The sequence below is a fragment of the Paraburkholderia dipogonis genome (genome assembly GCF_042680985.1).
Lineage (GTDB): Bacteria > Pseudomonadota > Gammaproteobacteria > Burkholderiales > Burkholderiaceae > Paraburkholderia > Paraburkholderia phytofirmans.
The window spans coordinates 348,303-373,628 of the sequence record NZ_JBHUFR010000016.1 but is presented as its reverse complement, the minus strand read 5'-3'; the positions used below and the strand labels follow the sequence as shown (position 1 = coordinate 373,628).

Annotated in this window: 20 protein-coding genes; 10 read left to right on the top strand and 10 right to left on the bottom strand. The window is 65.4% G+C overall.

What is annotated here, in order from left to right:
• Nucleotides 1–111: 111 nt before the first annotated feature.
• Both smc and ACFSNN_RS21870 read right to left on the bottom strand, forming a co-directional pair.
• Nucleotides 112–3,630: a chromosome segregation protein SMC gene (gene smc / locus ACFSNN_RS21875; RefSeq protein WP_134455704.1), complete on the bottom strand. Its 3,519-nt coding sequence runs from the start codon at nt 3,628–3,630 to the stop codon at nt 112–114.
• A gap of 148 nt (nt 3,631–3,778) precedes the next feature.
• The gene (locus ACFSNN_RS21870) at nt 3,779–4,774 is read right to left on the bottom strand and encodes a DMT family transporter (RefSeq protein ID WP_134455703.1); all 996 of its coding nucleotides are present in this window, start codon (nt 4,772–4,774) and stop codon (nt 3,779–3,781) included.
• Nucleotides 4,775–5,486: 712 nt separating this feature from the next.
• Between ACFSNN_RS21870 and dapC the strand changes: the two genes are divergently transcribed.
• The 6 genes from dapC to cls all read left to right on the top strand — a co-directional run bounded on the left by dapC (nt 5,487) and on the right by cls (nt 12,074).
• Nucleotides 5,487–6,704 carry a succinyldiaminopimelate transaminase gene (dapC, locus tag ACFSNN_RS21865; RefSeq protein ID WP_134455701.1) on the top strand — a complete coding sequence of 406 codons (1,218 nt, stop codon included), beginning with the start codon at nt 5,487–5,489 and terminating at the stop codon, nt 6,702–6,704.
• Between the two features lie 69 nt (nt 6,705–6,773).
• The gene (gene dapD / locus ACFSNN_RS21860; protein WP_134455700.1) at nt 6,774–7,601 is read left to right on the top strand and encodes a 2,3,4,5-tetrahydropyridine-2,6-dicarboxylate N-succinyltransferase; all 828 of its coding nucleotides are present in this window, start codon (nt 6,774–6,776) and stop codon (nt 7,599–7,601) included.
• Nucleotides 7,601–7,966 carry an ArsC family reductase gene (locus ACFSNN_RS21855; protein ID WP_106313381.1) on the top strand — a complete coding sequence of 122 codons (366 nt, stop codon included), beginning with the start codon at nt 7,601–7,603 and terminating at the stop codon, nt 7,964–7,966. The genes dapD and ACFSNN_RS21855 overlap by 1 nt, the downstream gene beginning before the upstream one ends.
• A 224-nt stretch (nt 7,967–8,190) precedes the next feature.
• Nucleotides 8,191–9,330: a succinyl-diaminopimelate desuccinylase gene (dapE, locus tag ACFSNN_RS21850; RefSeq protein WP_134455699.1), complete on the top strand. Its 1,140-nt coding sequence runs from the start codon at nt 8,191–8,193 to the stop codon at nt 9,328–9,330.
• 16 nt (nt 9,331–9,346) lie between these two features.
• A complete protein-coding gene (gene prmB, locus ACFSNN_RS21845; RefSeq protein WP_134455698.1) occupies nt 9,347–10,231 on the top strand; it encodes a 50S ribosomal protein L3 N(5)-glutamine methyltransferase in 885 nt (294 codons plus the stop codon).
• Nucleotides 10,232–10,622: 391 nt separating this feature from the next.
• Nucleotides 10,623–12,074, top strand: coding sequence for a cardiolipin synthase (gene cls / locus ACFSNN_RS21840; RefSeq protein ID WP_134455697.1), 1,452 nt, complete (start codon nt 10,623–10,625; stop codon nt 12,072–12,074).
• Nucleotides 12,075–12,082: 8 nt separating this feature from the next.
• Here the strand turns inward: cls and ACFSNN_RS21835 are convergent, their stop codons facing one another.
• Complete coding sequence (locus tag ACFSNN_RS21835; RefSeq protein WP_134455696.1) at nt 12,083–12,562, bottom strand: glutathione peroxidase; 480 nt, start codon at nt 12,560–12,562, stop codon at nt 12,083–12,085.
• 135 nt (nt 12,563–12,697) lie between these two features.
• Here ACFSNN_RS21835 and ACFSNN_RS21830 point away from each other — a divergent pair, with 135 nt between their 5' ends.
• Nucleotides 12,698–14,650, top strand: coding sequence for an ATP-binding cassette domain-containing protein (locus ACFSNN_RS21830; RefSeq protein WP_134455695.1), 1,953 nt, complete (start codon nt 12,698–12,700; stop codon nt 14,648–14,650).
• A gap of 253 nt (nt 14,651–14,903) precedes the next feature.
• Nucleotides 14,904–15,962, top strand: coding sequence for a CaiB/BaiF CoA transferase family protein (locus tag ACFSNN_RS21825; protein ID WP_134458778.1), 1,059 nt, complete (start codon nt 14,904–14,906; stop codon nt 15,960–15,962).
• Nucleotides 15,963–16,183: 221 nt separating this feature from the next.
• Here ACFSNN_RS21825 and ACFSNN_RS21820 read toward each other — a convergent pair whose 3' ends face one another.
• The 3 genes from ACFSNN_RS21820 to alr all read right to left on the bottom strand — a co-directional run bounded on the left by ACFSNN_RS21820 (nt 16,184) and on the right by alr (nt 19,154).
• Nucleotides 16,184–16,462, bottom strand: a complete 279-nt coding sequence (locus ACFSNN_RS21820) for a DUF2866 domain-containing protein (protein WP_134455694.1) — start codon at nt 16,460–16,462, stop codon at nt 16,184–16,186.
• 142 nt (nt 16,463–16,604) lie between these two features.
• Nucleotides 16,605–17,981 (bottom strand): DNA repair protein RadA, encoded by a 1,377-nt coding sequence (gene radA / locus ACFSNN_RS21815; protein WP_134455693.1) that lies wholly within the window; start codon nt 17,979–17,981, stop codon nt 16,605–16,607.
• A 102-nt stretch (nt 17,982–18,083) separates the two neighbouring features.
• Nucleotides 18,084–19,154: an alanine racemase gene (alr, locus tag ACFSNN_RS21810; RefSeq protein WP_134455692.1), complete on the bottom strand. Its 1,071-nt coding sequence runs from the start codon at nt 19,152–19,154 to the stop codon at nt 18,084–18,086.
• Nucleotides 19,155–19,375: 221 nt separating this feature from the next.
• On the opposite strand from alr, the gene lplT reads away from it, so the two are divergent.
• Nucleotides 19,376–20,683, top strand: a complete 1,308-nt coding sequence (gene lplT / locus ACFSNN_RS21805; protein WP_134455691.1) for a lysophospholipid transporter LplT — start codon at nt 19,376–19,378, stop codon at nt 20,681–20,683.
• A gap of 59 nt (nt 20,684–20,742) precedes the next feature.
• Nucleotides 20,743–21,549 (top strand): bifunctional hydroxymethylpyrimidine kinase/phosphomethylpyrimidine kinase, encoded by an 807-nt coding sequence (thiD, locus tag ACFSNN_RS21800; protein WP_134455690.1) that lies wholly within the window; start codon nt 20,743–20,745, stop codon nt 21,547–21,549.
• Nucleotides 21,550–21,798: 249 nt separating this feature from the next.
• On the opposite strand, the gene ACFSNN_RS21795 is transcribed toward thiD, so the two are convergent.
• Genes ACFSNN_RS21795 through tsaB form a run of 4 tightly spaced genes read right to left on the bottom strand, consistent with a single transcriptional unit; the run spans nt 21,799 to nt 25,103 of the window.
• Nucleotides 21,799–22,812 carry a DUF1853 family protein gene (locus ACFSNN_RS21795; protein ID WP_134458776.1) on the bottom strand — a complete coding sequence of 338 codons (1,014 nt, stop codon included), beginning with the start codon at nt 22,810–22,812 and terminating at the stop codon, nt 21,799–21,801.
• Nucleotides 22,809–23,795 (bottom strand): uracil-DNA glycosylase, encoded by a 987-nt coding sequence (locus tag ACFSNN_RS21790; RefSeq protein WP_134455689.1) that lies wholly within the window; start codon nt 23,793–23,795, stop codon nt 22,809–22,811. The genes ACFSNN_RS21795 and ACFSNN_RS21790 overlap by 4 nt, the downstream gene beginning before the upstream one ends.
• On the bottom strand, nt 23,782–24,276 hold the full coding sequence (gene rimI / locus ACFSNN_RS21785; protein WP_012433475.1) for a ribosomal protein S18-alanine N-acetyltransferase: 495 nt from the start codon (nt 24,274–24,276) through the stop codon (nt 23,782–23,784). The genes ACFSNN_RS21790 and rimI overlap by 14 nt, the downstream gene beginning before the upstream one ends.
• Nucleotides 24,273–25,103, bottom strand: coding sequence for a tRNA (adenosine(37)-N6)-threonylcarbamoyltransferase complex dimerization subunit type 1 TsaB (tsaB, locus tag ACFSNN_RS21780; protein ID WP_134455688.1), 831 nt, complete (start codon nt 25,101–25,103; stop codon nt 24,273–24,275). The genes rimI and tsaB overlap by 4 nt, the downstream gene beginning before the upstream one ends.
• Nucleotides 25,104–25,326: the final 223 nt, after the last annotated feature.

The window sequence follows — 25,326 nt, the reverse complement described above, 5'->3', positions numbered from 1 at the left end:
CTCCATCAGCAATTCTTTTATCTGCGCGGCTCTGCGCCCGCTCCACGTGTCGCGCGACCACCGGCCGCTGCGCTGAACGCGGACACCCGCGAGGCTCAATTCAAATCAAACTCAAACGATATTCTGGGCGAAACCAGCGGCGGATTCCATGTCGACCGCGACGATCCGCGACACGCCCTGCTCCTGCATGGTCACGCCGATCAACTGCTGCGCCATTTCCATTGCGATCTTGTTGTGCGAGATGAACAGGAACTGGGTTTTGTCCGACATCGCCCGCACGAGGTTCGCGAAACGTTCCGTGTTGGCGTCGTCGAGCGGCGCGTCCACTTCGTCCAGCAGACAGAACGGCGCGGGATTCAACTGGAACATCGCGAACACCAGCGCGGTCGCCGTCAGCGCTTTTTCGCCGCCCGACAGCAGGTGAATCGTCGAATTCTTCTTGCCTGGCGGCTGCGCCATCACCTGCACGCCGGCGTCGAGAATTTCGTCGCCGGTCATGATCAGCTTCGCCTGGCCGCCGCCAAACAGACGCGGGAACAGTTCGCCGAAATGATGGTTCACCTGGTCGAAGGTGCCTTGCAGGAGCGTGCGCGTTTCCGCGTCGATCTTGCGGATGGCGTCTTCGAGCGTTTCGATCGCGCTGTTCAGGTCGGTGGATTGCGCGTCGAGGAACGTCTTGCGCTCGGTCGCCGCCTTCAGTTCGTCGAGCGCGGCCATGTTGACCGGACCGAGCGCAGTGATGGCGTTGTTGATGCGCGTGACTTCGCCCTGCAGATACGACGGCTTCATGTCCGGCGTGAGCTTGGCCTGCAATTGCGCCTCGTCGACACCGGCCGCGGCGAGTTGTTCGATGAACTGCTCGCCGTTCAGGCGCGCCGCCTGTTCCTTCAATTGCAATTCGTTGATGCGGTCGCGCAGCGGCTGCAATGCGCGCTCGGCGGTCAGACGGGTTTCGTCGGCGGCGCGCAGCTTGGCGGTGAGATCGTCCAGTTCGAGGCGCGCGGCGTGCAGCGCTTCTTCCTTGACGGCGCGAATGTCGAGCGCGTCCTGCAAGCCGGTGTGCGCGGTCTGCTCGTTGATGGTTTCCAGCTCGGCGCGCGCATCTTCCAGCGACGCCGCGACACGCTCGCTCTGCTCGTGCGCGACCTGAATGCTGCGCTTCAGTTCGTCGATGCGGTTCGCCATGTTGCGCGCCGCGAAGCGCGCGTCGGTGGCGGCACGGTCGAGATCGCGCGCCTCGCCGCGAGCGGCGGTGAGTTGTTCGTCGAGCGCCTCGAAGGCCAGTTGATGATCTTCGAAACGCGCCTGCAATTCGGCGAGTTCGCCATCATGACGCTCGAAGTTCGCTTCCGACTCCGCGCGCATGGCGCGCTGCTCTTCGATCTGCGCGGTGATTTCCGCGAGTTCCTCGCGAATCTGCGTGCTGCGCTGGGTGTAACGCTCGTGCGCCTGGGTGAGTTTGAGCACGTCCATTTGCAGGGCGTGCACGCGCTGCGTAGCGCGCTCCGCCTGCTGACGCGCATCGGTCAGCAGCTGGGCGGCTTGCGTGTGAGCGGCTTCGGCGCGGATCGCGGCGGCCTTTGCTTCGTCGGCGAGCAAGGCTTGCGCGCGAACCTGGCGCGCCAGATTTTCGATTTCCTGCTGACGGGCCAGCATGCCGGCCTGCTCGGAATCGGCGGCATACAGTTGCACGCCGACGCGCGTCACCACGTGCCCCGCCTTGACGACGAGCGAGCCGCCTTCCGGCAACTGCGAGCGCATGGCGAGCGCCTGCTGCAGGTCGTCGGCGACGAATGCGAGCCCGAGCCAGTCGTTCAGCACCGCGCGGATGCCCGCGTCGTCGATCCGCACCAGCGACAGCAGCGGCCGCAATGCGGGCGGCGTGGCGGCGGGCTGACCGGCGACGGGCGGCGCATAGAAGGCGAGCTTGGCGGGCGGCGCGTCGGTGGCGAAGGCCTTGACCCAGTCGAGGTTCGACACTTCCAGCGCGGCGAGCCGCTCGCGCAGCACGGCCTCGAGCGCGGCTTCCCAGCCGGCTTCGACATGCAGCTTCTTCCACAGACGCGGCAGGCTGCCCAACTCGTGCTTTTCGAGCCACGGCTGGATCTTGCCTTCGGTCTGGACGTTTTCCTGCAGTTGCTTGAGGGCGGCAAGGCGCGCGTCGAGCTGATGAATCTGGGCGCTTTCCGCCTGCACGCGCTCCTGCGCGGTGCGGCGTTCGCCGTCGAGGCGCGGCAGCGTTTCCTGCGCGTCGGACAAACGCGTTTGCGCGTCGTGCAGGATTTCCTCATGCTCCGCGAGTTGCATGCGCAAGTCTTCGAGCTGCGCTTCGTCGGGGGCGTCGAGGCCACCCGCTTCCGACTTCAACCGCTCATGACGCGCCTGCAATTGCTGCAATTGCTGATCGGCATTACGCTGATGCGCGGCTTCGAGCTTGAGCGCCTGTTCGGTCTGCGCGATACCGCCGCGCTCGGCGTTCAACTCCGTTTGCGCATCGCGCCAGCGCGCTTCGAGCGCGGGCATCGCGTCGTGCTTGGCGGCGGCTTCGTCTTCGGCGAGCGCGGCTTTTTCTTCAGCGACGGCCAGTTGTTCTTCGGCGTCTTCGAGATCGTCTTGCGCTTTTTGCGCTTGCGATTGCCACTGCTCGCGCTGCGCGTTCAGCGCGGCGATCTGCGCCTGCACGCGATTGCGCGATTCGACGATGAACTTGATCTCGGCTTCGAGCCGGCTGACTTCCGAATTCGCCTCGTAGAGCGCGCCTTGCGCGCCTTGCATGGCGTCGCTGGCGGAGTAATGCGCGACGCGCAGCGTTTCGAGTTGCGCTTCGACTTCGCGCAGCTTCGCGGTGTGCGCTTCGAGATCGATCTGGGCCTGTTCGATCGCGCGTTGCTGGCGTTCCTGCTCGCCGCCGGCTTCGTTCTTGCGCAACAGCCACAGGAGGCGCTGCTTCTCTTCGCCGTCGGTCTGCAGTTCCTTGTAGCGCGTGGCGACCACGGCCTGCGCTTCCAGTTTCTCCAGATTCGAACTGAGTTCCCGAACGATATCTTCGACCCGCGTCAGATTTTCCCGCGTGTCGTGCAGACGGTTCTCAGTCTCGCGACGGCGTTCCTTGTACTTCGACACGCCGGCGGCTTCTTCGAGGAACACGCGCAGCTCTTCCGGTTTCGCCTCGATCAGGCGCGCGATCATGCCCTGCCCGATGATCGCGTACGCGCGCGGCCCGAGGCCGGTGCCGAGGAAGATGTCCTGAATGTCGCGGCGGCGCGCCGGCAGATTGTTGATGTAGTAGCTCGAGGTGCCGTCGCGCGTGAGCACGCGCTTCACGGCGATTTCGGCATACTGCCCCCACTGGCCGGCGGCACGGCCGTCGGCGTTGTCGAACACGAGTTCGACGCTGGCGCGGCTACCCGGCTTGCGCGCGGTCGAGCCATTGAAGATCACGTCCTGCATCGACTCGCCGCGCAGCTCGGAGGCGCGCGATTCGCCGAGCACCCAGCGCACGGCGTCGATGATGTTGGACTTGCCGCACCCGTTCGGTCCCACCACGCCGACTAGCTGGCCCGGAACCTGGAAATGCGTGGGATCGACGAATGACTTGAAGCCAGCGAGTTTGATCGAGGTCAGACGCACGGCGATTTCGCTGTTTGAAAAGGGAAAAAATAGGTGGCTCGTGAAGGCCGCGCCAGCCGTTCGCCGACAGAGCGACACGGCCCGCGAACCCTCGCGCCTCGGGTGCCGGCTTCATGCGGTGAGGCATGCGCCGGCTAATGAGGGGCAATCATACCATCGCGCGTGGGCGGTTTTTGCCGTCCTTACGGTCGTCGAGCCCGGTATCGCGCTGGTCGGCGAGACTGGCCTCCTGAATGGCCGGATCGGGCGGCATAGCCTTGGTCCGATGCACCCAGCTGGACAGCGCCGAAGCCAGCACGATGCACACGCCGCCCGCCCATTCGCGCGGACCGGGCGTCTCGCCGGCGAACAGCCACGCGGACAGCGCCGTGACCACGATCTCGAACAGCATGATGATCGATGCGCGATTGGCCGGCACGCGCGCGAGCCCGTACTGCACCAGCATATTGTTCGACGCCAGCAGAAAGCCGAGTCCTAGCACCAGCCAGACGGCCGTGCCGAGATGCGCGCCGGTGGGCGGCGCGGGCATCGCCTCGAACAGCGAGGCGCAGGCACTGAACAGCGCCGCGCCGCCGAAGATCGTCGCGGTGCGCATTTCCGGCTTCATGTCCGGCAGCACGCGGCTCGTCTTGAGAATCAGCACGTTGCTCATGGCGAAGCCCATGCCGCCCGCGAGACCCGCCCATTCGGCGAGATTGCCGGGCACTGGAATGCCCAATTGCGGTGACCAGAGCATGGTCATCGCGCCGGCCAGCGACAGCGCGGCGAGTGCCGCGCCGCCCCAGGTCAAGCGTTCATGCAGGATGAAGTGCGCGAAAAGCGCGGTCCACGCGGGGGTGAGATAGAACAGCAGCAGCACGCGCATCACCTGGCCGTGAATCGAGCCCCACACGAAGCCGAGGTTGGTGATGCCCGCCGCCAGCGCAAGAGCGGGCAGCAGCCAGTGCCAGCGCACGGTTTTGAGCGCGCGATAGCGCACCAGCAGCACGAATAGACAGCCGGCGCCGCTCGTCAGTGCGCTCGCCGCCGTGCCGGTCACGCCGAGCGCGTTCAGCATGCGCAAGGGGTACCAGATCATCCCCCATACCGAGGCCCCGAGCATGATCGCGAGCGTCGGCCAACCATTGCGAAGCCAGTTGGTCATGGTGCGGGGCTCCTTGCGGAGGTGGTCGGGGTGTGGCTGTCGCGGACCGCGATGCTTGTTGCGTGGGCGCTGATGAAGCTTGCGCCGAGAACCGCGGCGTTTCTCGCACAAGCACTTGAGACGTTGCGTTTGAGGACCCCAGCGTTTCCGGCGAAGGCGCTAGTGACGTTCCGGCCAAGGACTGCTGCGTTTCTCGCTGAGGTGCTGGTGGCGTTCCGGCCGGGAACTATGGCGTTTCTCGCAAAGCCGCCGGTGGCGCTCAGGCCGTGGACCGCGGCGCTCCTGCGCCTGTTGTGTCCGGATGTCTCCAAGACTGCTGCGTACATTGCTGCTCCTGCTTCTTCTTGCGCGAACCGTCGGCGGCTCGCGTCGTTCCCGCTGCAGCGCATTGCCTGCGCCGCCTGGCGGGTTGCGCCGTTGCTCGACGGCGCGCTGTCCTTCATGTGCTCAACTGCCCAACGCTTCACCTTGCCTTCACCGGCCAGCCGAGAATCGCCTGCGCGACGCCGCCCGTGCCATGTTTACCCGCAAACCGCCACGCCACCGTATGCCCGCCATGCCAGGCTCGCCACGCTATAATCATCCGCTCGCCGCTGCTGCCGGCCGTTCAGCGTGTTTTGCGCGTTTTACCGCCGCCGGCGCGTGCCCCGCTTTCGCTGCATCTTTTCCGCATCCGTCTCTCGCCCATCTTCGATCAGGCTCGATCCGCCCCGTGAATCCGCTCCTCGACTCCCTCCAGCCCTACCCGTTCGAAAAGCTGCGCGCGCTTTTCGCGGACGTCACGCCGGCCGCCGGCCTCGCGCATATCAGCTTCGGCATCGGCGAGCCGAAACATCCCACGCCCGAATTGATCCGTGACGCCGTGGTGGCCTCGCTCGGCGGGTTGTCGTCGTATCCGGCCACGATCGGATCGCCGGCGCTGCGCGAGTCGATCGCGAATTGGGTCACGCGGCGCTACAACCTGCCGCCGGTCGATCCGGCCACCCAGGTGCTGCCGGTGTCGGGTTCGCGCGAGGCGTTGTTCGCGCTCGCCCAGACCGTGCTCGACCCGAAAAAGAATGCTGACGGCGAGCCTGCGATCGTACTCTGTCCGAACCCGTTCTACCAAATCTACGAAGGCGCCGCGATCCTGGCCGGCGCGCAGCCGTACTTCGTGAATAGCGACCCGGCGCGCAACTTCGCCTGCGACTACTCCGCGGTGCCGGCCGACATCTGGGCGCGCACGCAGCTGCTGTATGTCTGCTCACCGGGCAATCCGACCGGCGCGGTGCTCACGCTCGACGACTGGCGCGAGCTGTTCGCGCTGTCGGACCGCTACGGCTTCGTGATCGCCTCGGACGAGTGCTACTCGGAAATCTATTTCGACGAAGCCAATCCGCCGCTCGGCGGCCTGGAAGCGGCGCACAAGCTCGGCCGCGGTTTCGAGCGCCTCGTCATGCTGTCGAGCCTGTCCAAGCGCTCGAACGTGCCGGGTATGCGCTCGGGCTTCGTCGCGGGCGACGCGGCGATTCTGAAGGACTTCCTGCTATACCGGACATACCACGGCGCGGCCTTGTCGACGGTGTTCCAGAGTGCCAGCATCGTGGCCTGGAACGACGAGGCGCACGTGCGCGAGAACCGCGCGAAGTACGTGCAGAAGTTTTCCACCGTCACGCCAATGCTCGCCGAGGTGCTCGACGTGCGCCTGCCGGACGCCGCGTTCTACCTGTGGGCGGACGTCTCGCGCACGGGCCTCACGGACACCGAGTTCGCCCAGCGCCTCTACGCCGACTATAATGTGACGGTTCTGCCGGGCTCGTTCCTCGCGCGCACTGCGCACGGCGTGAACCCCGGCCGCAATTTCGTGCGCATGGCGCTCGTCGCCGGCGTCGACGAATGCACGCAGGGCGCGCAGCGAATCGTCGATTTTTGCCGCGCGCTGGCGGGCTGAGTGTCGTTGATCGCAACCCCGCGCACCGCATCCCCTCTTCCGATTTCAACTCTTCGATAAAGCACGCATATGTCGCAACAACTTCAGCAGATCATTGACACCGCCTGGGAAAATCGCGCCGAACTGTCGCCGAAGGCCGCTCCGGCCGACGTGCGCGAAGCCGTCGCCCACGCCATCGAGCAACTGGACAAGGGCGCATTGCGCGTCGCGGAAAAGAAGGATGGCGACTGGGTCGTCAATCAGTGGCTGAAGAAGGCCGTGCTGCTGTCGTTCCGCCTGGAAGACAACGCGCCGATGCCGGCCGGCGGTTACAGCCAGTTCTACGACAAGGTGCCCTCGAAGTTCGCCAACTACACCGCTGAAGACTTCGCCGCCGGCGGCTTCCGCGTGGTGCCGCCCGCCATCGCGCGCCGCGGCTCGTTCATCGCGAAGAACGTCGTGCTGATGCCGTCGTACACCAACATCGGCGCGTATGTCGACGAAGGCTCGATGGTCGACACGTGGGCCACCGTCGGTTCGTGCGCGCAGATCGGCAAGAACGTGCACCTGTCGGGTGGCGTGGGTATCGGTGGCGTGCTGGAGCCGCTGCAGGCGAACCCGGTCATCATCGAAGACAACTGCTTTATCGGCGCGCGTTCGGAAGTCGTGGAAGGCGTGATCGTCGAAGAAAACTCGGTGATCTCGATGGGCGTGTACCTCGGCCAGAGCACCAAGATTTACGACCGCGAAACCGGCGAAGTCACGTACGGCCGCATTCCGGCGGGCTCGGTGGTGGTGGCGGGCAATCTGCCGTCGAAAGACGGCACGCATAGCCTCTACTGCGCCGTGATCGTCAAGAAGGTCGATGCCAAGACGCGCGCGAAGGTCGGCCTGAACGAGCTGCTGCGAGGCGACTGATGGCGCGCGGCACCAAAACCGTCGTCTACGGCATCCCGAACTGCGACACCGTGAAGAAGGCCCGCGTGTGGCTGGAAGAGCACGGCGTCGAGTTCGAGTTCCACGACTTCAAGAAACACGGCGTGACCGAACCGCTCGTGCAGGACTGGCTCAAAGACGTGAAGCTCGACGCCTTGCTGAACCGGCGCGGCACCACGTGGCGCGCGCTGTCCGACGACATGAAAGCGGCCGCGGACACGCAACCGGGCGCGATCGCGTTGATGATCCACAAGCCGTCGGTGATCAAGCGGCCTGTGCTGGTGGTCAACGGGCGGGTCAAATCGCTCGGTTTTTCCGCGGACGAGTACACGGCGCTGTTTGCCTGAGAAAAGTGCTGTTTGTTCAGGTAAGGCGCGACTCGCCTGGTTTGGCGTGCAGTGCCGATAGCTGGGCAGGCGGCCAGTTCGGCGCGAGTCTCAGTGCATGCGCCGAATGTGTCGCCCCATGTCGTAAAACGCGGCCCGGCCGCGTGACTCAAAAAGCTGTTGCCGGCTGCGGTGGTCAACCGCCAGCCGGCATTTTTTCATTTCAAAGTGGCTGTATCGAATCCATGTCCGGCACCCTCGCCCTTACCGAACAACTGATCGCGCGCGCGTCCGTCACGCCCGACGACCAGCATTGCCAGCGCCTCCTGATCGAGCGCCTCGCCGCGCTCGGCTTCGAGCACGAGACCATCGAATCGAACGGCGTGACCAACCTGTGGGCCGTCAAACGCGGCGTCGACGGCACCGCGGGCAAGCTGCTCGCGTTCGCCGGCCATACCGACGTGGTGCCGACCGGCCCGCTCGAACAATGGCGCTCGGCGCCGTTCGAGCCGACCCATCGCGACGGCAAGCTGTACGGCCGCGGCGCGGCGGACATGAAAGCGTCGATCGCCGGCTTCGTGGTGGCGAGCGAGGAATTCGTCGCAGCGCACCCGGCACACCGCGGCACGATCGCCTTCCTGATCACGAGCGACGAAGAAGGCCCCGCCACCGACGGCACCGTGAAGGTGGTCGAAGTTTTGCAGGCGCGCGGCGAGCGCATGGACTATTGCATCGTCGGCGAGCCGACTTCGAGCGCGCAGTTCGGCGACATGGTGAAGAACGGCCGGCGCGGTTCGATGTCGGGCAAGCTGATCGTCAAGGGCGTGCAAGGCCATATCGCCTATCCGCATCTGGCGAAGAATCCGGTGCATCTGCTCGCGCCCGCGCTGGCCGAACTGGTGGCCGAACGCTGGGACGACGGCAACGAATATTTCCCGCCCACCACGTGGCAGGTGTCGAACATTCACAGCGGCACCGGCGCGACCAACGTGATTCCGGGCCATGCGGACGTGATGTTCAACTTCCGCTTCTCGACGGCGAGCACGGTGGAAGGTCTGCAAGCCCGCGTGCATGCGATCCTCGACAAGCACGATCTCGACTACGATCTGCAATGGACCGTGAGCGGCTTGCCGTTCCTCACGCCGCGTGGCGATCTGTCCAACGCGCTCGCCAAAGCCATCAAGGACGAGACCGGCCTGAACACCGAACTGTCCACCACCGGCGGCACTTCGGACGGCCGTTTCATCGCGCGCATCTGCAAGCAGGTGATCGAGTTCGGCCCGTTGAACGCCAGCATCCACAAGATCGACGAACATATCGAAGTCGCACACATCGAGCCGCTGAAGAACGTGTATCGCCGCGTGCTCGAACAACTGATCGCCTGAACCAAGGACTATTGCGATGACGCTCCCGTTTTCCACCGTTCGCGACCTGCTGCGTTTCGCGGTCTCGCGTTTCAACCAGGCCGAACTGTCGTTCGGCCACGGCTCGGCCAATGCCTACGACGAAGCCGTCTATCTGGTCCTGCACACGCTGCATCTGCCGCTCGATCTGCTGGACCCGTTTCTCGACGCGCGTCTCACCGCGGCTGAAATCGACGCCGTGCTGAACGTGATCGAGCGCCGCGCCACCGAACGCGTGCCGGCTGCCTACATCACGCAGGAAGCCTGGATGCACGGCTTCCGCTTCCACGTGGACGAGCGCGTGATCGTGCCGCGATCGTTCATCGGCGAATTGCTGCAGGACGGTTTGCAGCCCTACGTGGAAGATCCCGAGCAGGTGAGCGCCGTGCTGGAGTTGTGCACGGGTTCCGGGTGCCTCGCGATTCTCGCCGCGCACGCGTTCCCGAATGCGGATATCGACGCCGTGGATCTGTCGGCGCCCGCGCTGGAAGTCGCCGCGCGCAACGTCGCGGACTACAAGCTCGATGACCGCATCGCCCTGTTCGAAGGCGATCTGTACGCGCCGCTCGCCGAGCGCCGCTACGACGTGATCATCAGCAACCCGCCGTACGTGAACGCGGCTTCGATGCAGGATCTGCCGGCCGAATACAAGCACGAGCCGGACATGGCGCTGGCGGGCGGCGTCGACGGCATGGACATCGTGCGCCGGATCATCGCCGACGCGCGCAACTGGCTGACCGACGAAGGCGTGCTGGTCGTCGAAATCGGCAACGAGCGGCAACACGTGGAAGCGGCATTCGGCGGGCTCGATCTCGTCTGGCTCTCGACCAGTGCCGGCGACGACAACGTGTTCCTGATCCAGGCGGCCGATTTGCCGGTTTGAGTTCTTGTCGCTTCTTCCGGACGCGGTGCGCGCAGCGGGCTGTCATATCCCGCGCACCGCGTCGGAGTGAAGCCGCTTTCCCGGTCGTTCGCAATCGCCCGTAATCGAGGCGTCTCGCGCTTCCGAGCAAAGGCGCCTTCACGAGCGCCGCATTCGAGCGCACAGCCTGACCCGACTACCCAAGGCCAACTCGCGGCCTTCGACGAAGCAAACGCAAAGATGTGCTGCCACGTCGACCACGCCGGATTCAGGCTCTCGCCGTCCAGGTCCGAGCGCAGCCCGACCATTCCCCCCCCAAACGCACGCACGTTCGGTAAGATGAGCGCGGTCAGCTGCCCGGCACTCATCGAGCGCCGGTCCAAGCAGCGCTTCGCCAACCCAACGCCTGCCTATGCAATTCGACCTGCTTCACATCGGCACGCTGGTCGCCCTCTGCCATATTCTCGGCGTGGCCGCGGCATGTCACGCGATTCTCAACACGCGCACTTCGCAAGGTGCGATTGCGTGGGCCGTGTCGCTGGTCGCGATGCCTTATCTGACGCTCGTGCCGTATCTGTTCCTCGGCCGCAGCAAGTTTGCCGGCTATGCGGACGCACGACGCGTCGAAAACGAACTGCTGCGCACGCGCGCGCATCCGCCGGAGTGGGACACGCGCGCTTCGTCGGCGGGACTGCCGACGCTGGAACTCGGCGGCCGTCTCGTGCATTCGCTCACGCACCTCGGCGGCATGCCGTTTCTGCCCGGCAACTCGGTGCGCACGCTGGTAAACGGCGCGGCCACCTTCGAGGCTATCTTCGACGCCATCGAGAACGCGCGCCGCTACATCATCGTGCAGTTCTTCATCGTGCGCGACGATGCGCTCGGCGAGATGCTCAAAGATGCGCTGATCGCGAAAGCGCAACAAGGCGTGCGCGTGTACTTCCTGTACGACAGCATCGGCAGCTTCGATCTGCCGCATCGTTATGTGGCGGCGCTGCGCGCGGGCGGCGTGGAGACGCATCCGTTCGCCACCAATCGCCGCTTCGTCAACCGTCTGCAACTGAACTTCCGCAATCACCGCAAGATCGTTTCGGTGGATGGCGAACGCGCGTTTGTCGGCGGGCACAACGTGGGCGTGGAATATCTCGGCGGCAAGCCGCCGCTCTCGCCGTGGCGCGATACGCATATCGAGGTGCGCGGACCGGCGGTCGCCAGCATCCAGTTCGTGTTCACGGAAGACTGGCACTGGGCCACGCAGCAGTTGCCCGAGTTCGACTTGCCGCCCGCTCCGGCCGCGGGGTCCGCAGCGGGACACAACATGCACTGCCTCGTCGTGCCGAGCGGTCCGGCGGACAAGCAGGAGACCTGCTCGCTCTTTTTCGTCGAAGCGATCAACGCGGCGCGCGAGCGAGTCTGGATCACCTCGCCCTACCTGATCCCCGACGAGGCGGTGTTCTCGGCCTTGCGGCTCGCGGCGCTGCGCGGCGTGGACGTGCGCATTCTGATTCCGAGCCGGCGCGATCACCTCGTGGTGTTTGCCGCCTCGAAACTGTATGCGTACGACTCGCTACGCGCGGGAATCCGGATCTTCCGCTACCAGCCGGGCTTCCTGCATCAGAAGGTCGTGCTGATCGACAGCGCGGCCGCCGCAATCGGCAGCGCGAATCTCGACAACCGCTCGTTCCGGCTGAACTTCGAGATCATGGTGCTGACCGTGGACCGCGGTTTCGCCAAAGAGGTCGAAACGATGCTGCTGGCCGACTTCGCCGAATCGCGCGAAATCGACCGCAATGAATACCGCACGGCAACCGCCTTCAAACGCGTGCTCATGCATGTGGCGCGTCTCTTCTCGCCAATCCTCTAGCCGCCGCTTTACAGCAGTTTTTCGATGTCCTCGGTGATTGCCTCGGGCTTCGTCAGCGGCGCATAGCGCTTCACCACGTTGCCGTCGCGGCCGATCAGGAACTTGGTGAAGTTCCACTTGATCGCTTCCAGCCCGAGCAGACCGGGCGCCTCGCCCGTCAGATAGCGGAACAGCGGATGCGCGTTCGCACCGTTCACGTCGACCTTGTCGAACATCGGGAACGTCACGCCGTAGTTCTTTTCGCAGAAGCTGCCGATCTGCGCGGCGTCGCCCGGCTCCTGCTTGCCGAACTGATTGCAGGGAAATCCGAGCACCGCGAGCCCGCGTGCGGCGTAGGTGTCGTACAGCTTCTGCAAGCCCGCGTACTGCGGCGTGAACCCGCATTCGCTCGCCGTGTTGACGATCAGCAGAACCTTGCCCTCGTACTGCCCAAGGCTGACTTCCTCGCCGCCCAACGTGTGTGCCGAAAACGAATAGATCGATGTCATGTGCTCCCCCCGTGAAAGCCGTCAGTCTATGCCAAAAGCCTCGGCGCTACAGTCGGCCGAATGGCCGATGCCCGTTGAGCGCCCGGTGTCAGTCCCGGCAGTCTAAAATAGCGGTTTTCTTCGGCCGGCCTCTTCGTGATCCGCTTTAACCAGTTCAGTCTCGCGCGCGGCACCAAGCCGCTCTTCGACAACACCACGTTCACCCTCAACCCCGGCGAGAAGGCCGGCCTTGTGGGGGCGAACGGCGCGGGCAAGTCGACGCTGTTCGCCGTGCTGCTCGGCGAATTGCATGCGGACGGCGGCGATTTTTCGATCCCGCCGAACTGGCAGATCGCCCACGTCGCGCAGGAAACGCCCGCCGCGGACAAGACCGCCCTCGCCTACACGCTGGACGGCGACGCTGCCTTGCGCGCGATCGAAGCGGCGATCGCCGCCGCCTCCGCCGCGCACGACGGCGCGGCCGAAGGCGAAGCGCACGCCGCGTTCGCCGACGCCGACGGCTACACCGCGCCCGCGCGCGCCGAAGCCCTGCTGCTCGGCCTCGGCTTTACGCTCGACCAGACCCGCGAGCCGGTCAGCAGCTTCTCGGGCGGCTGGCGCATGCGGTTGAATCTGGCGCAGGCGCTGATGTGCCGCTCCGATCTGCTGCTGCTCGACGAACCGACCAACCACCTGGATCTCGACGCGATCGTCTGGCTGGAAGACTGGCTGGCCCGTTATCCCGGCACGCTGATCGTGATCTCGCACGACCGCGAATTTCTCGATTCGGTCTGCAATGTCACGCTGCATCTGGAGCAGCAGCAGATCAAGCGCTACGGCGGCAACTACTCGCAATTCGAAGTGCTGCGCGCGCAGCAGATCGCGCTGCAGCAAAGCGCGTACGAGAAACAGCAGCGCACGGTCGAGCATTTGCAGAGCTACATCAACCGCTTCAAGGCCCAGGCCACCAAGGCGCGCCAGGCGCAGAGCCGCGTCAAGGCGTTGGAAAAGATGGAACTGATCGCGCCGGCGCACGCGTCCTCGCCTTTCACGTTCGAATTCCGCACGCCCGATTCCGCCCCGAACCCGATGATGGTGATGGAAGACGTGCGCTGCGGCTACCGCGTCGAAGGCAATGAAAGCATCGAGATTCCGATCGTCAAGCACGTCATGCTGTCGATCCAGAACGGTCAGCGCATCGGGCTGCTCGGCGCGAACGGCCAAGGCAAGTCCACGCTGATCAAGACGCTTGCCGGCACGCTCGAGGCGCTCGGCGGCCATGTGCGCGAAGGCAAGGGGCTGCGCATCGGCTACTTCGCGCAGCATCAGCTCGAAACGCTGCGTCCGGACGACACCCCGTTGCAGCATCTCGCGCGTCTCGCACCGGACACGCGCGAGCAGGAATTGCGCGACTTCCTCGGCAGCTTCAATTTCTCTGGCGAGATGGCGACCTCGAAGATCGCGCCTTTCTCCGGCGGCGAAAAGGCCCGCCTCGCGCTCGCGCTGATCATCTGGCAAAAGCCAAACCTGCTGCTGCTCGACGAACCGACCAACCATCTGGATCTCGAAACGCGTCACGCACTGACCATGGCGCTCGCGCAGTTCGAAGGCACGCTGATTCTGGTGTCGCACGACCGGCATCTGCTGCGCGCCACCACGGATCAATTCATGCTGGTCGCGAAACATCGACTGCAGGAATTCGATGGCGACCTCGACGACTATCGCGACTGGCTGCTCCAGCATGCGGCTGAGCAGCGCGCGGCGCTCAAGGCGGGCGCGGCTTCGAGCGGCGCGAATGGCGGCGATGGCGCGGACACCGGCGTGAACCGCAAAGAACAGCGGCGCCTCGAAGCGGAAACGCGTCAGAAGCTCGCGCATCTGAAAAAACCGTTGCAAAGCCGGATCACCAAGATCGAAAAGGAAATGGACGCGCTCAACGCGGAGAAGGCGACGCTCGATGCGTTCGTCGTCGATCCGGCGAGTTACGAGCCCGAGCAGAAAAGCAAACTGACGGAGGCAATCCGCCGTCAGGCAGATGTGAACGCGCGCCTCGAAGCGCTCGAAGCCAAATGGCTCGAGACTCATGAGGAACTCGAACAAATCGGCTAGCGGCACGCTGTTGCAGGTCCGCGCCGGCATCGACGGGAGCTTGGCTTTGTCATCCGCGACATCATCGGTCTCAATGCCTGGGGCGTCGGCTGGGTCATCGGCGACGGCTTCGGCCAGGGGTCCGGCTGCCCCTTCGGCCGCATCTCCGGGTACTTCACGGACAGCATCTTCGGCTGCATCACGGGCCAAATCTTCGGCTGCTTCACCCGCATCGGCTTCGGCCACTTCGCCGGCAGTCCCCACGCCACCCCCGCTGCAAGGCCTGCGCGTGCTCGACCTCACGCGCCTGCTGCCGGGCCCGGTCGCCGCCTTGCGGCTCGCCGAATTGGGCGCCGACGTGCTGAAGATCGAAGCGCCCGGCGCGGGCGACCCCACCCGCACGATGATGCAATCGTCGAGCGATCGCGTGGCCGGGCGGCCCGGCGCGTTTTACCGGCTGGTGAATCGCGGCAAGCGCGAAACGCGCCTCGACCTCAAGTCCGAAGCGGGACGCAACGTGCTGTGCGCGCTCGCCGCGGAAGCGGACGTGCTGATCGAGAGTTTCCGGCCCGGCGTGATGGAGCGGCTGGGCCTCGGCTACGAAACGCTGCGCGCGCACAATCCCCGGCTGGTTTACTGCGCAATCAGCGGATACGGCGCGAGCGGTCCGTTCGTCGACCATGCCGGACACGATCTGAACTACATCGGCTATGCGGGCGTGCTCGATCAACTGGCGGGCCGTGACGGCGCGCCGATCCTGCCGAATTTCCAGATTGCCGACCTGCTCGGCGGCGCGCTGAGCGCGGTCACGCAGATCCTCGCGGCGCTGTGGCATGTTTCGCGCGGCGGCGAGGGCCGCTTCGTCGATGTCTCCATGACGCATGTCACCTACGCGCACAACGTGGTGGCACAGGTCTCGCTCGCCAATGATGGCGCGGCGCCTGGCGTCGGCGCCGGCCTGCTGAACGGCGGTGTGCCCTGCTACAACCTGTACCGCACGCTCGATAACCGCTGGCTCGCGGTCGGCGCACTCGAACTGAAGTTCTGGGAGACGCTCTGCATGGCGCTCGACCGGCCCGAGTGGGCCACGCGACATTGGAGTCTCGGCCAGGCGATCGGCGGCCCGGACGCCGCCGCGCTCACGCAGGAACTCGCTGATGTGATCGGCAAGCGTCCGCTGCAAGAATGGGTTTTGCTGCTGGAGCCGCTCGACTGCTGTGTCTCGCCGGTGCTGACGGCGGCGGAAGCCGCGCGTCATCCGCTGTTCAATCCCCAGGCTTGCGAGACGGCAAGCGCAGACGGTGCAGACGAGGAAGACAGGTTGATTAGCTAGCGCGCGGGTGAATTAGTTTTGCGTGCGGCCGAGGCTCGTCGGCAACCGGCGCTTTACACAAAGCACGTTCGCTCCCGCTAGCCGCAGCCGGCCTCACCAGCCGCATTGGCGGAGTTGGCCACATCGGACCGTTTGTGGCATTGGCCTGAAGTGACACGACCGGCAACCGGGGCACAAACCGATCACCCAACCCGCACGCGCAGGTCCACGCTCCAGAGCCGTTACCGCCGCGCCACCGTCTGCCGCGGCAACGTCTGACGCGGCGTCTTTTCGTCGTCGTAAAGCACATGCTTGCGGCCTTCCACATGACGATTGATCGTCGCGCGGACTTCGGCGGCCGTGGCGTCTTCCGCCACCACCCGCCGGGAGATTTGCCCTGCCGTGTCGATCCACTCGACAATCCGGCAAGCGCCGCCCCATGGCTGATGAATAGGCGCGGAGACGCGGCAGCCGCGCACCTGTATCGGCCGTTCGGCTCCGGTTTCATGTGACTGTTTCAAGGCGCGATCCTTTTTCGGGCATCAGAAGGGATGCATACCCTTGCAGCTTAGGAAAAAGGAATGTCGGGTAGGTTACAGCCAATATGGAGATATTTACCGGCCATTACGGAACGTCGGGCGCCGCGGAACGCCCGAACCCCGTCTACTCAAGCGTGCGGACCCGGTCGATGGCCTGTTCGATCCGTTCGACCGCAACGACCTGTAAGCCTTCGATCGGCTGTTTCGGCGCATTGGCCTTGGGAATCACCGCGACCGAAAAGCCCAGCTTGGCGGCTTCCTTCAGGCGCTCCTGACCGCGCGGCGACGGCCGGATCTCGCCGGCGAGGCCCACTTCCCCGAACACCACCAGCCCCTTGGGCAGCGGCTTGTTACGCATGGACGAATGAATCGCGAGCAGCACGGCCAGGTCGGCGGCGGGCTCGGTGATCTTCACGCCGCCCACCGCGTTCAGGAACACATCCTGATCGAAACACGCGATGCCGGCATGCCGGTGCAGCACCGCCAGCAGCATGGCGAGCCGGTTCTGCTCAAGGCCGACCGCAAGACGGCGCGGATTCGGCGCGTTGGCCGAGTCCACGAGAGCCTGCACTTCGACCAGCAGCGGCCGCGTGCCCTCCTGCGTCACCAGCACGCATGAGCCCGGCACCGACTGCTCGTGCTGCGACAGAAACAGCGCCGACGGATTGGCCACTCCGCGCAAGCCGCGCTCGGTCATGGCAAACACGCCGAGTTCGTTGACCGCGCCGAAACGGTTCTTGATCGCGCGCACCAGACGATACGAGGAATGCGTGTCGCCCTCGAAGTACAACACCGTGTCGACGATGTGTTCGAGCACGCGCGGCCCGGCCAGCGCGCCTTCCTTGGTCACGTGGCCGACCATGATGATGGTGGTGCCCGACTGCTTGGCAATGCGCGTGAGTTGCGCCGCGCACTCGCGCACCTGGGCGACCGAACCCGGCGCGGAAGTCAGCGCGTCGGAATAGACCGTCTGGATCGAGTCGATCACCGCGACATCGGGCCGCTGCTCGGAGATCGTCGCCTGAATTTTTTCGAGCTGGATCTCCGCCAGCAATTGCAGCTCGCTTGCCTTCGAGCCCGGCTCCAGCAACGAAAGCCGTTGCGCGCGCAACGCAATTTGCGCAGCCGACTCTTCGCCGCTGATATAAAGCGCGCGTTTGTCGGCGGCGATCTCCGCGAGCGATTGCAGCAGCAGCGTCGATTTGCCGATGCCCGGATCGCCGCCGATCAGCACCACGCCGCCCGGCACCAGACCGCTGCCCAGCACGCGGTCGAACTCGCTCACGCCGGTGGAAAAGCGCGGCACATCGGATGCCTCGATATCGGCGAGACGGCGCACCGGCGCGCTCTTCGCGAGCGACTGGAAGCGATGTGTGGACGGCGCTTCCGCCACCGACTCGACCAGCGTGTTCCACGCATTGCACGAGGGGCACTGGCCGGCCCATTTCGGCGATTGCCCGCCGCATTCACTGCAGATGTACAACGTTTTGGGTTTTGCCACGCGTTATTGCCTGTGTTGCTGTTCTTGGATTGAAACGCTTGCTGCAAGGCCAGGCGGGCGCCCGGGTTGCGTGCCTAGGTTACGTACCCGGGTCGCGGACCCTTACTCCGCCCGCACCGGCACGCGCGGCGCCACGGCGCACATCAGCTCATAGCCGATGGTGCCGCACGCCTGCGCGACGTCGTCGATCGGAAGCGAGGTGCCCCACAGTTCGACGCGCGAGCCGACGTTGGCGGTCGGCACCGGCGTCAGGTCGACGGTGAGCATGTCCATCGAGACGCGCCCGACGATCCGCGTGCGCACACCGTCGACGATCACCGGCGTGCCTTCCGGCGCGACGCGCGGATAGCCGTCCGCATAGCCGCACGCCACCACGCCGATGCGCATCGACCCGCGCGCCTTGAACGACGACCCGTAGCCGACCGTATTGCCTTCGCTGAGCGTCTGCACGGCGATCAGTTCCGAGGCGAGCGTCATGGCGGGCTGCAGGCCGGTGCCTTCGATCGCCGCCGTGACGCCGGAGGGCGACGCGCCGTACATGATGATGCCCGGGCGCACCCAGTCGAAGTGCGTAGCCGGATGCCACAACGTGGCCGCCGAGTTGGCGAGGCTGCGCGCGCCGGCAATGCCTTGCGCGCCGCGCTCGAACGCCTGCACCTGATAGTCCACGCCGCGATCGCCGTCGGCGTCCGAGAAATGGGTCATCAACGTGATCTGGCCGACGCCTTGGGCAGCGCGCGCCCGTTCCCACGCGGCGCGGAACTTCTCCGGCGTGTAACCAAGGCGATTCATGCCGGTGTTCATCTTCAACTGGATATTGACCGGTTTGGACAGACGCGCCATTTCGAGCATGCGCAGCTGTTCGTCCGAATGCAGCGCGGTGGTCAGGCTGTAGCGGTCGATCACGTCGATATCGGTCGGACGAAAGAAGCCTTCGAGCAGAAGAATCGGGCCGGCCCAGCCCAATTCACGCAACTTCACGGCTTCTTCGAGGTCCAGCAACCCAAAGCCGTCGGTTGCGCGCAGGCCGGGAAAAACGCGCGCAAGGCCGTGCCCGTAAGCGTTGGCCTTGACGACGGCCCAGATTTTCGATTTCGGCGCATAGCGCCGGGCAACGGCGAGATTATTGGCGAGAGCGGAGGTATGAATCGTGGCTGAGAGCGGGCGCGGCATGGGATATTTTCGTAAAGACGCTTGCGAATCAGCGGCTTACAGGGCGTTTTCAGCGCTCGGTAGCCCGCTGGGCGGTGCGATCAAGGATTCTGCTAGTCCGAATCCATCTATTTTCATGATATAAAGCCGTGCGCACAACCCATTTCGACGAACGGCATAAGCCCGGACGCTCAACCAGCGGCCGGGGCGGACAGACCGCAGCGAGGACAGCATCGCATCAGATGAAAAAAGGTTTTTACACCATCATGGCCGCGCAGTTTTTTTCGTCGCTGGCCGACAATGCGCTTCTGATCGCTGCTATCGCACTGCTGAAAGATCTTCACGCCCCGAACTGGATGACGCCGCTGCTCAAGCTGTTCTTTGTGCTGTCGTACGTCGTTCTCGCCGCCTTCGTGGGCGCCTTCGCCGACTCCCGTCCGAAAGGACGCGTGATGTTCATCACCAATACCATCAAGGTGGTCGGTTGCATCACGATGCTGGTGGGCGCGCATCCGCTTCTTGCGTACGGCATCGTCGGCTTCGGCGCGGCGGCCTACTCGCCCGCCAAATACGGCATTCTCACCGAGCTGCTGCCGCCTGACCGGCTGGTCGCCGCGAATGGCTGGATCGAAGGCACGACCGTCGGCTCGATCATTCTCGGCACCGTGCTCGGCGGGGCGCTCATCAGCCCGCACATCGCCGCGCCGATCCTGCGGCACCACATTCCCTCGGTCAACACGCCCGCCGAGGCCGCGATGCTGGTCATCATGGCCATCTACGTTATCGCCGCGCTGTTCAATCTGCGCATTCCCGACACCGGCGCGCGCTATCCGAAACAGGAACGCGGCCCGATCAAACTCGTCACCGATTTCGCCGACTGTTTCCTCGTGCTGTGGCGCGACAAGCTCGGCCAGATTTCGCTTGCCGTCACCACGCTCTTCTGGGGCGCCGGCGCGACGCTGCAATTCATCGTGCTGAAATGGGCCGAGGTGTCGCTGAACATGTCGCTCTCCGAAGCGGCCATTCTGCAGGCGGTGGTGGCCGTGGGCGTGGCGGCCGGCGCGATTTTCGCGGCCTCGCGCGTGCCGCTGAAGAAGTCGCTCTCGGTGCTGCCGGTCGGCATCATGATGGGCATTGCCGTGATGCTGATGGCGTTCTACACGCGCGACCTGTTCCCCGCGCATTGGGGCATCTATTTCGGCCGCCTGCATGTGCCGGGCTATCTGATCGTCGCGTACATTTTCCTGATGATCGTCGGCGGCCTGTCGGGCTTTTTCGTCGTGCCGATGAACGCGCTGCTGCAGCATCGCGGGCACGTGCTGCTGTCGGCGGGTCACTCGATCGCCGTGCAGAATTTCAACGAAAACCTCTCCGTGCTCGTCATGCTGTGCCTCTATGCCGTGCTGGTGTGGCTCGACGTGCCGGTCACGGCGGTGATCGTGCTGTTCGGCACTTTCGTCTGCGTGATGATGTGGTTCGTGATGCGGCGTCACCAGGCCAACCAGCGCGCGTTCGACTCGGTCGCGCTGATCGGCGAAGTCAAGCACTGATCCGCGGCGGGCCATCCGCTCACGTCGCAGCCCGCGCCCTCCTCCTTCCTCGCTTTGCCATGACTCAACCGATTCCCAATGTGCTGACGATCGCCGGTTCCGATTCCGGCGGCGGCGCCGGCATTCAGGCCGACCTCAAGGCTTTCTCGGCGCTCGGCGCGTACGGCGCGAGCGTGATCACCGCGCTCACCGCGCAAAACACGCGTGGCGTCACCGCGATTCACGCGCCGGACCCCGGCTTCATTACCGCGCAACTCGACGCGGTGTTCGACGACATCCGCATCGACGCCGTGAAGATCGGCATGCTGGCGAACGCGCCGATCGCGCGCGCGGTCGCCGACGCGCTGCGCCGGCACAAGCCGAAGCACATCGTGCTCGACACGGTGATGATTTCGAAGAGCAACCACGCATTGCTGCTGCCGGACGCGGTCGCCGCGGTGCGCGACGAATTGCTGCCGCTCGCCGATCTGCTGACGCCCAATCTGCCGGAAGCGGCCGCGTTGCTCGGCGTGCAAGCCGCGACCGATGAAGCCGGCATGGTCGAGCAAGGCGAAGCGCTGCGCGCGCTCGGCGCACGCGCGGTGCTGATGAAGGGCGGCCATTTGAGCGCGACGGATAGTCCGGATTGGCTGGTGCAGGACAGCGGCACGCTTCGTTTGGGTGGCCCGCGTGTGCCGGTGAAGAATACGCATGGGACGGGCTGCACGCTGTCGTCGGCGATTGCGGCGTTGATTCCGCAGCGTGCGGATCTGGCGAGCGCGGTCGCCGATGCGAAGCTGTATTTGACCGGCGCGCTGCAGGCGAGCGATCGGCTCGACGTCGGCGGCGGCGTGGGGCCGGTGCATCATTTTTATCGGTGGTGGTGAGCGCGGCTGGGTGCTGCAGTGGTCTTATTGCGTTCGCCAGGTCCAAGGGGCTTGGCCGATGGTTGTGTGGCGCTTGTGAGTTGTAGCGGGCTTGCGGTGTTGCCCGGCCTTAGTGCTCTTATCGATAGTGAAAACGGGTCTTGTGCGTCGCAGCCCACAGGCTGTGTTCGTCGAGCCTGCGCCCAGGTCTGCGCCTTGGCCTTTCCCACGCCTCTAGCTCTGTCCAGCTTCTGTCCCGTTCACCCACCGCTATTGCCGCGCATAGCTTTGCGCCAACTCCGGCCACTCGTCCGGCACGATAAAGCCGCGCGAGCGTTCTACCAGATTGCCCACGCTGTCTTCGGCGAACGCGGCGACCATCGACGGTGCGTGCTGATGCGACGTTTGCCCGGCGAGCGTTTCCACATCGACGAACGCGAGTCCCGCGGTCTGCACTTCAAGAGAGGTATGGCGTCGCGGCGCCAGCCACTCCAGCCGCGGCAATATCCGCCATTTCCGCGCATGCGCCGCCGCGAACGCTGGCCAATCACTCAGTGTCACCCACCAGCCGCGGCCATGCGCCGGATCGAGCTCGACCGGATCGAGCGGCGTCTCGCCAAGCCGGTAAAACAGCCAGCCTTTGATGAACATCTGCGGCGTCCACGGACCCGCGTAGCCGACCGAAGCAAACTCCTCGCGCGCGCTCAACGGCAACTGGTGATTCAGCACATGCGCGAGCTTGAGGTCGAAGCGGTCTTTTAAATTCGGGCCGACGTAGTCGGATAACCGGGCGGGCAACTGCGCGCCCTCTTCGCCGGCATGCAGATAGCACTTCACGGCCAGCTCCCAATGCAGCCGCGCGCCCTGCCGCGTCCGCACCAGAAAATCGCATTCGCCGAGCGTGACGCCCGCTCGCCTTAACGGCACGCCTGCCGCCACCAGCCGCGCCGCCGGACCCTGTTGCAGGAACCAGCCGAGCAGCCGCTCGGCATAGCGGCCGAGGCGCGTGATGCGCATCGCCGCGAGCTCCTGATGCAAGGGTTCGGGCGCGGCGTCCAGCGCGCGCAGCCAGTCAAGGGTCGCCTGCGCTTCCTGTAGCGTGTCGAAGGGATTCGCCAGCGCGCCGACCGGTGGTTGCGGGCGCAACAGATCGGCGCTCAGCAGCAGCCAGGCGAGATCGCGCACGGCAGCGTCGTGCAAGGTGTCGAGCAGCGTAGCGCGGCTCGCGGCATCGATGCCGGGCGCCGCCGCGGAGCCGGCCGCCGGATCCTCGCCGGCCGTCACTTCGACGCGTTCGACGGCGCACCGCCCGCCGCCCGCCACGTGTCGCGGGCGAGGCATAGGTCGGCCCAGGCCTTCGCCTTATCGGGCAGGCTGCGCAACAGATACGCCGGGTGATAGGTGACGATCACGGGCACGCCTTCGTATTCGTGCACGCGGCCGCGCAGCGACGAAATGCTCGCCTCGGTCTTCAGCAAACTCTGCGCCGCGAAGCGGCCGAGCGCGACGATCAGCTTCGGCTTGACCAGCGCGACCTGACGTTGCAGATAGGGCTCGCAACGCGCGACTTCGTCCGGTTCGGGATTGCGGTTGCCGGGCGGCCGGCACTTGATCACGTTGGCGATATAGACGTTGGTGTCGCGCGCGAGCGTCAGCGAACGCAGCATGTTGTCGAGCAGCTTGCCGGCCTGGCCGACGAACGGCTCGCCCAGACGATCCTCGTTCTCGCCCGGCGCTTCGCCGATCAGCATCCAGTCAGCGCCGCGATCGCCGACGCCGAATACCGTGTTCGTGCGCTTCTCGCACAGACGGCAAAGCTGGCAGGCGGCGACGCGCTCGCTCAGTGCGTCCCAGTCGAGCGTGTGGATTGCCGGCGCCGCGGGGGCTTCGTGGCGCGCGTCCGCGGGGGCTTGGGTCGGCAGATCGTCGAACCATGCGAAATCGTCGTTGGGTGGCGCGTCGAATGTCGGCGGCTGGGGACTGCGGGGTTGCTGGGGGCGCGTTGACTGCGGTGTCCGCGGCTGGTTTGCCTCGACCGATGCTTGCATCCGGGCTTGCGTCGGTGGTTGCGTCGGTGACGGCGTTGGGCCAGGCGCCTCATCACGATGTACACCCGGCGCGGCCTGCCCGCCCGTACCCTGCCCGCCCACGGCTGCAGCCTGCTCTTGCGGTTGTTCGGCAACCGGCTGCGGCGCCGCCGCCATCCCGCGACGCACCCACAGCGGTGTGAGTCCAAACTCTTCCAGAACCGATTCATGCAGCGCCATCTGCGCCCTCCGTGGCAAACGAGAAACGCATCACGATGGCGTCCTCCCGGCTGCGATGCCGCGCCGGATAATAGTTTTTGCGCCGGCCAATCGACGCAAAGCCGAAGCGCTCATAAAGCCGGATCGCCCGATGGTTCGACGGCCGCACTTCCAGCAGCAGCCCCTCGAGTTTTTCAGCGCGGGTAATGCGCACGGCTTCGCGCAGCAGCGCGAGCCCGGCGCCGGCGCCTTGCGCCGCGGGCGTCACGCACAGATTGAGCAGGTGCATTTCGTCGACGACCGGCATCAGCACGCAATAGCCGATCAGCGTGCCCGTGACATGGCGCAGACAGACGCCAAAGTAACCATTGCGCAGCGAGTCGCCGAAATTGCCCCGGCTCCATGGAAACTCATAAGCGATTTTTTCGATGGCGGCGACTTCGTCCAGATCGCCTTCAGTCATCGGCGACATGTAGCGGTCCGCGAGCAGCACGCCACTCATTGCCGGCCCTCGCCTTGCGCTGCGTCGTGCGCGAGTCGGGCAGCCTGTTCGGCCCTGGCGGCTTTCGCCGCTTTTTCGGCTTTTTCGGCGACCCGCTCGGCGGTGGTCTGGGCGACCTTGTCGCGCACATATTCCGGCGCGGCCTGATCGGCGGGCACCGTGCGGCCAGCGCGCAACGCGCGCAGCGCGGCGTGCGCGAGCGGCACGGCGTGCGGCAACGCTTCGCTATCGACGCTGCGCGCCGCGGCGAGCGCGGGCAGCCGCGCGCCGAAGGCCGCGGCGGCATTGCCCGCCAGCGTGAACGGCACGTCGGGCAAAACGAGCCGGTCCGGCGCATCGAGCGAAGCCGCCTGCAGCGTGCGCCATTCACCTTGCGCGTCGTCCCAGGCGTAGTCGGCCCAATAGATTTCGTCCATGCGGGCGTCAAGCGCGGCTAGCACGCGCGTCGCCGACGGATCGCGCAGACGGGCGCTCTCGGCACAGGCAAGCAGCGTGCTGACCGGCACGACCGGCAGATTCAGTCCGAACGCGAGCCCTTGGGCAACGCCGGTCGCGGTGCGCAACCCGGTGAACGAGCCCGGGCCGGAACCGAAGGCGATGGCGTCGCAGTCCGCTAGTGTCAAGCCGGCTTCGTCGAAAAGTTCGCGGATGGCGGGCAGCAGGCGCGTACTGGAAACCGCGCCGGTTTGCTCGTGGCGCACCCACAGGCGCGGTTCGGCGCGTGCCTCTTCAGGTGTCGCGCCGGCCGCATTGCCGGCGGCGGACAGAAGCGCTACCGAGCAGAATTCGGTCGAGGTATCGAGGGCGAGGAGCACAGTTTGAGTCATGGACCGTATTGTAATCGGCACGGCGCGCGCAAATGTGGTTTGGCATGCGTCAAGGATGCTTTGGTCGCGCCGGGGTGGTTTGCCTGGAGCCAAAGTGGCCGGGGTCAAGGGAAAGCGACTTGCCGTGCGCCTAGTGATTTGCGTCGCGCGAAAGCGGTTTGCCACACGCGAAGGGCATATGGCTTGCGTCTACACGCGGTACAGCTTGCGCGAAACCAATCCG

What these genes read in the sequence shown, in the direction of transcription:
- prmB (WP_134455698.1), top strand. Translation starts at nt 9,347, where the DNA reads ATGACGCTCCCGTTTTCCACCGTTCGCGACCTGCTGCGTTTCGCGGTC.
- rimI (WP_012433475.1), bottom strand. Translation starts at nt 24,276, where the DNA reads ATGAGTGGCGTGCTGCTCGCGGACCGCTACATGTCGCCGATGACTGAA.
- ACFSNN_RS21790 (WP_134455689.1), bottom strand. Translation starts at nt 23,795, where the DNA reads ATGGCGCTGCATGAATCGGTTCTGGAAGAGTTTGGACTCACACCGCTG.
- ACFSNN_RS21855 (WP_106313381.1), top strand. Translation starts at nt 7,601, where the DNA reads ATGGCGCGCGGCACCAAAACCGTCGTCTACGGCATCCCGAACTGCGAC.
- dapE (WP_134455699.1), top strand. Translation starts at nt 8,191, where the DNA reads ATGTCCGGCACCCTCGCCCTTACCGAACAACTGATCGCGCGCGCGTCC.
- alr (WP_134455692.1), bottom strand. Translation starts at nt 19,154, where the DNA reads ATGCCGCGCCCGCTCTCAGCCACGATTCATACCTCCGCTCTCGCCAAT.
- cls (WP_134455697.1), top strand. Translation starts at nt 10,623, where the DNA reads ATGCAATTCGACCTGCTTCACATCGGCACGCTGGTCGCCCTCTGCCAT.
- dapD (WP_134455700.1), top strand. Translation starts at nt 6,774, where the DNA reads ATGTCGCAACAACTTCAGCAGATCATTGACACCGCCTGGGAAAATCGC.
- ACFSNN_RS21835 (WP_134455696.1), bottom strand. Translation starts at nt 12,562, where the DNA reads ATGACATCGATCTATTCGTTTTCGGCACACACGTTGGGCGGCGAGGAA.
- tsaB (WP_134455688.1), bottom strand. Translation starts at nt 25,103, where the DNA reads ATGACTCAAACTGTGCTCCTCGCCCTCGATACCTCGACCGAATTCTGC.
- lplT (WP_134455691.1), top strand. Translation starts at nt 19,376, where the DNA reads ATGAAAAAAGGTTTTTACACCATCATGGCCGCGCAGTTTTTTTCGTCG.
- thiD (WP_134455690.1), top strand. Translation starts at nt 20,743, where the DNA reads ATGACTCAACCGATTCCCAATGTGCTGACGATCGCCGGTTCCGATTCC.
- ACFSNN_RS21870 (WP_134455703.1), bottom strand. Translation starts at nt 4,774, where the DNA reads ATGACCAACTGGCTTCGCAATGGTTGGCCGACGCTCGCGATCATGCTC.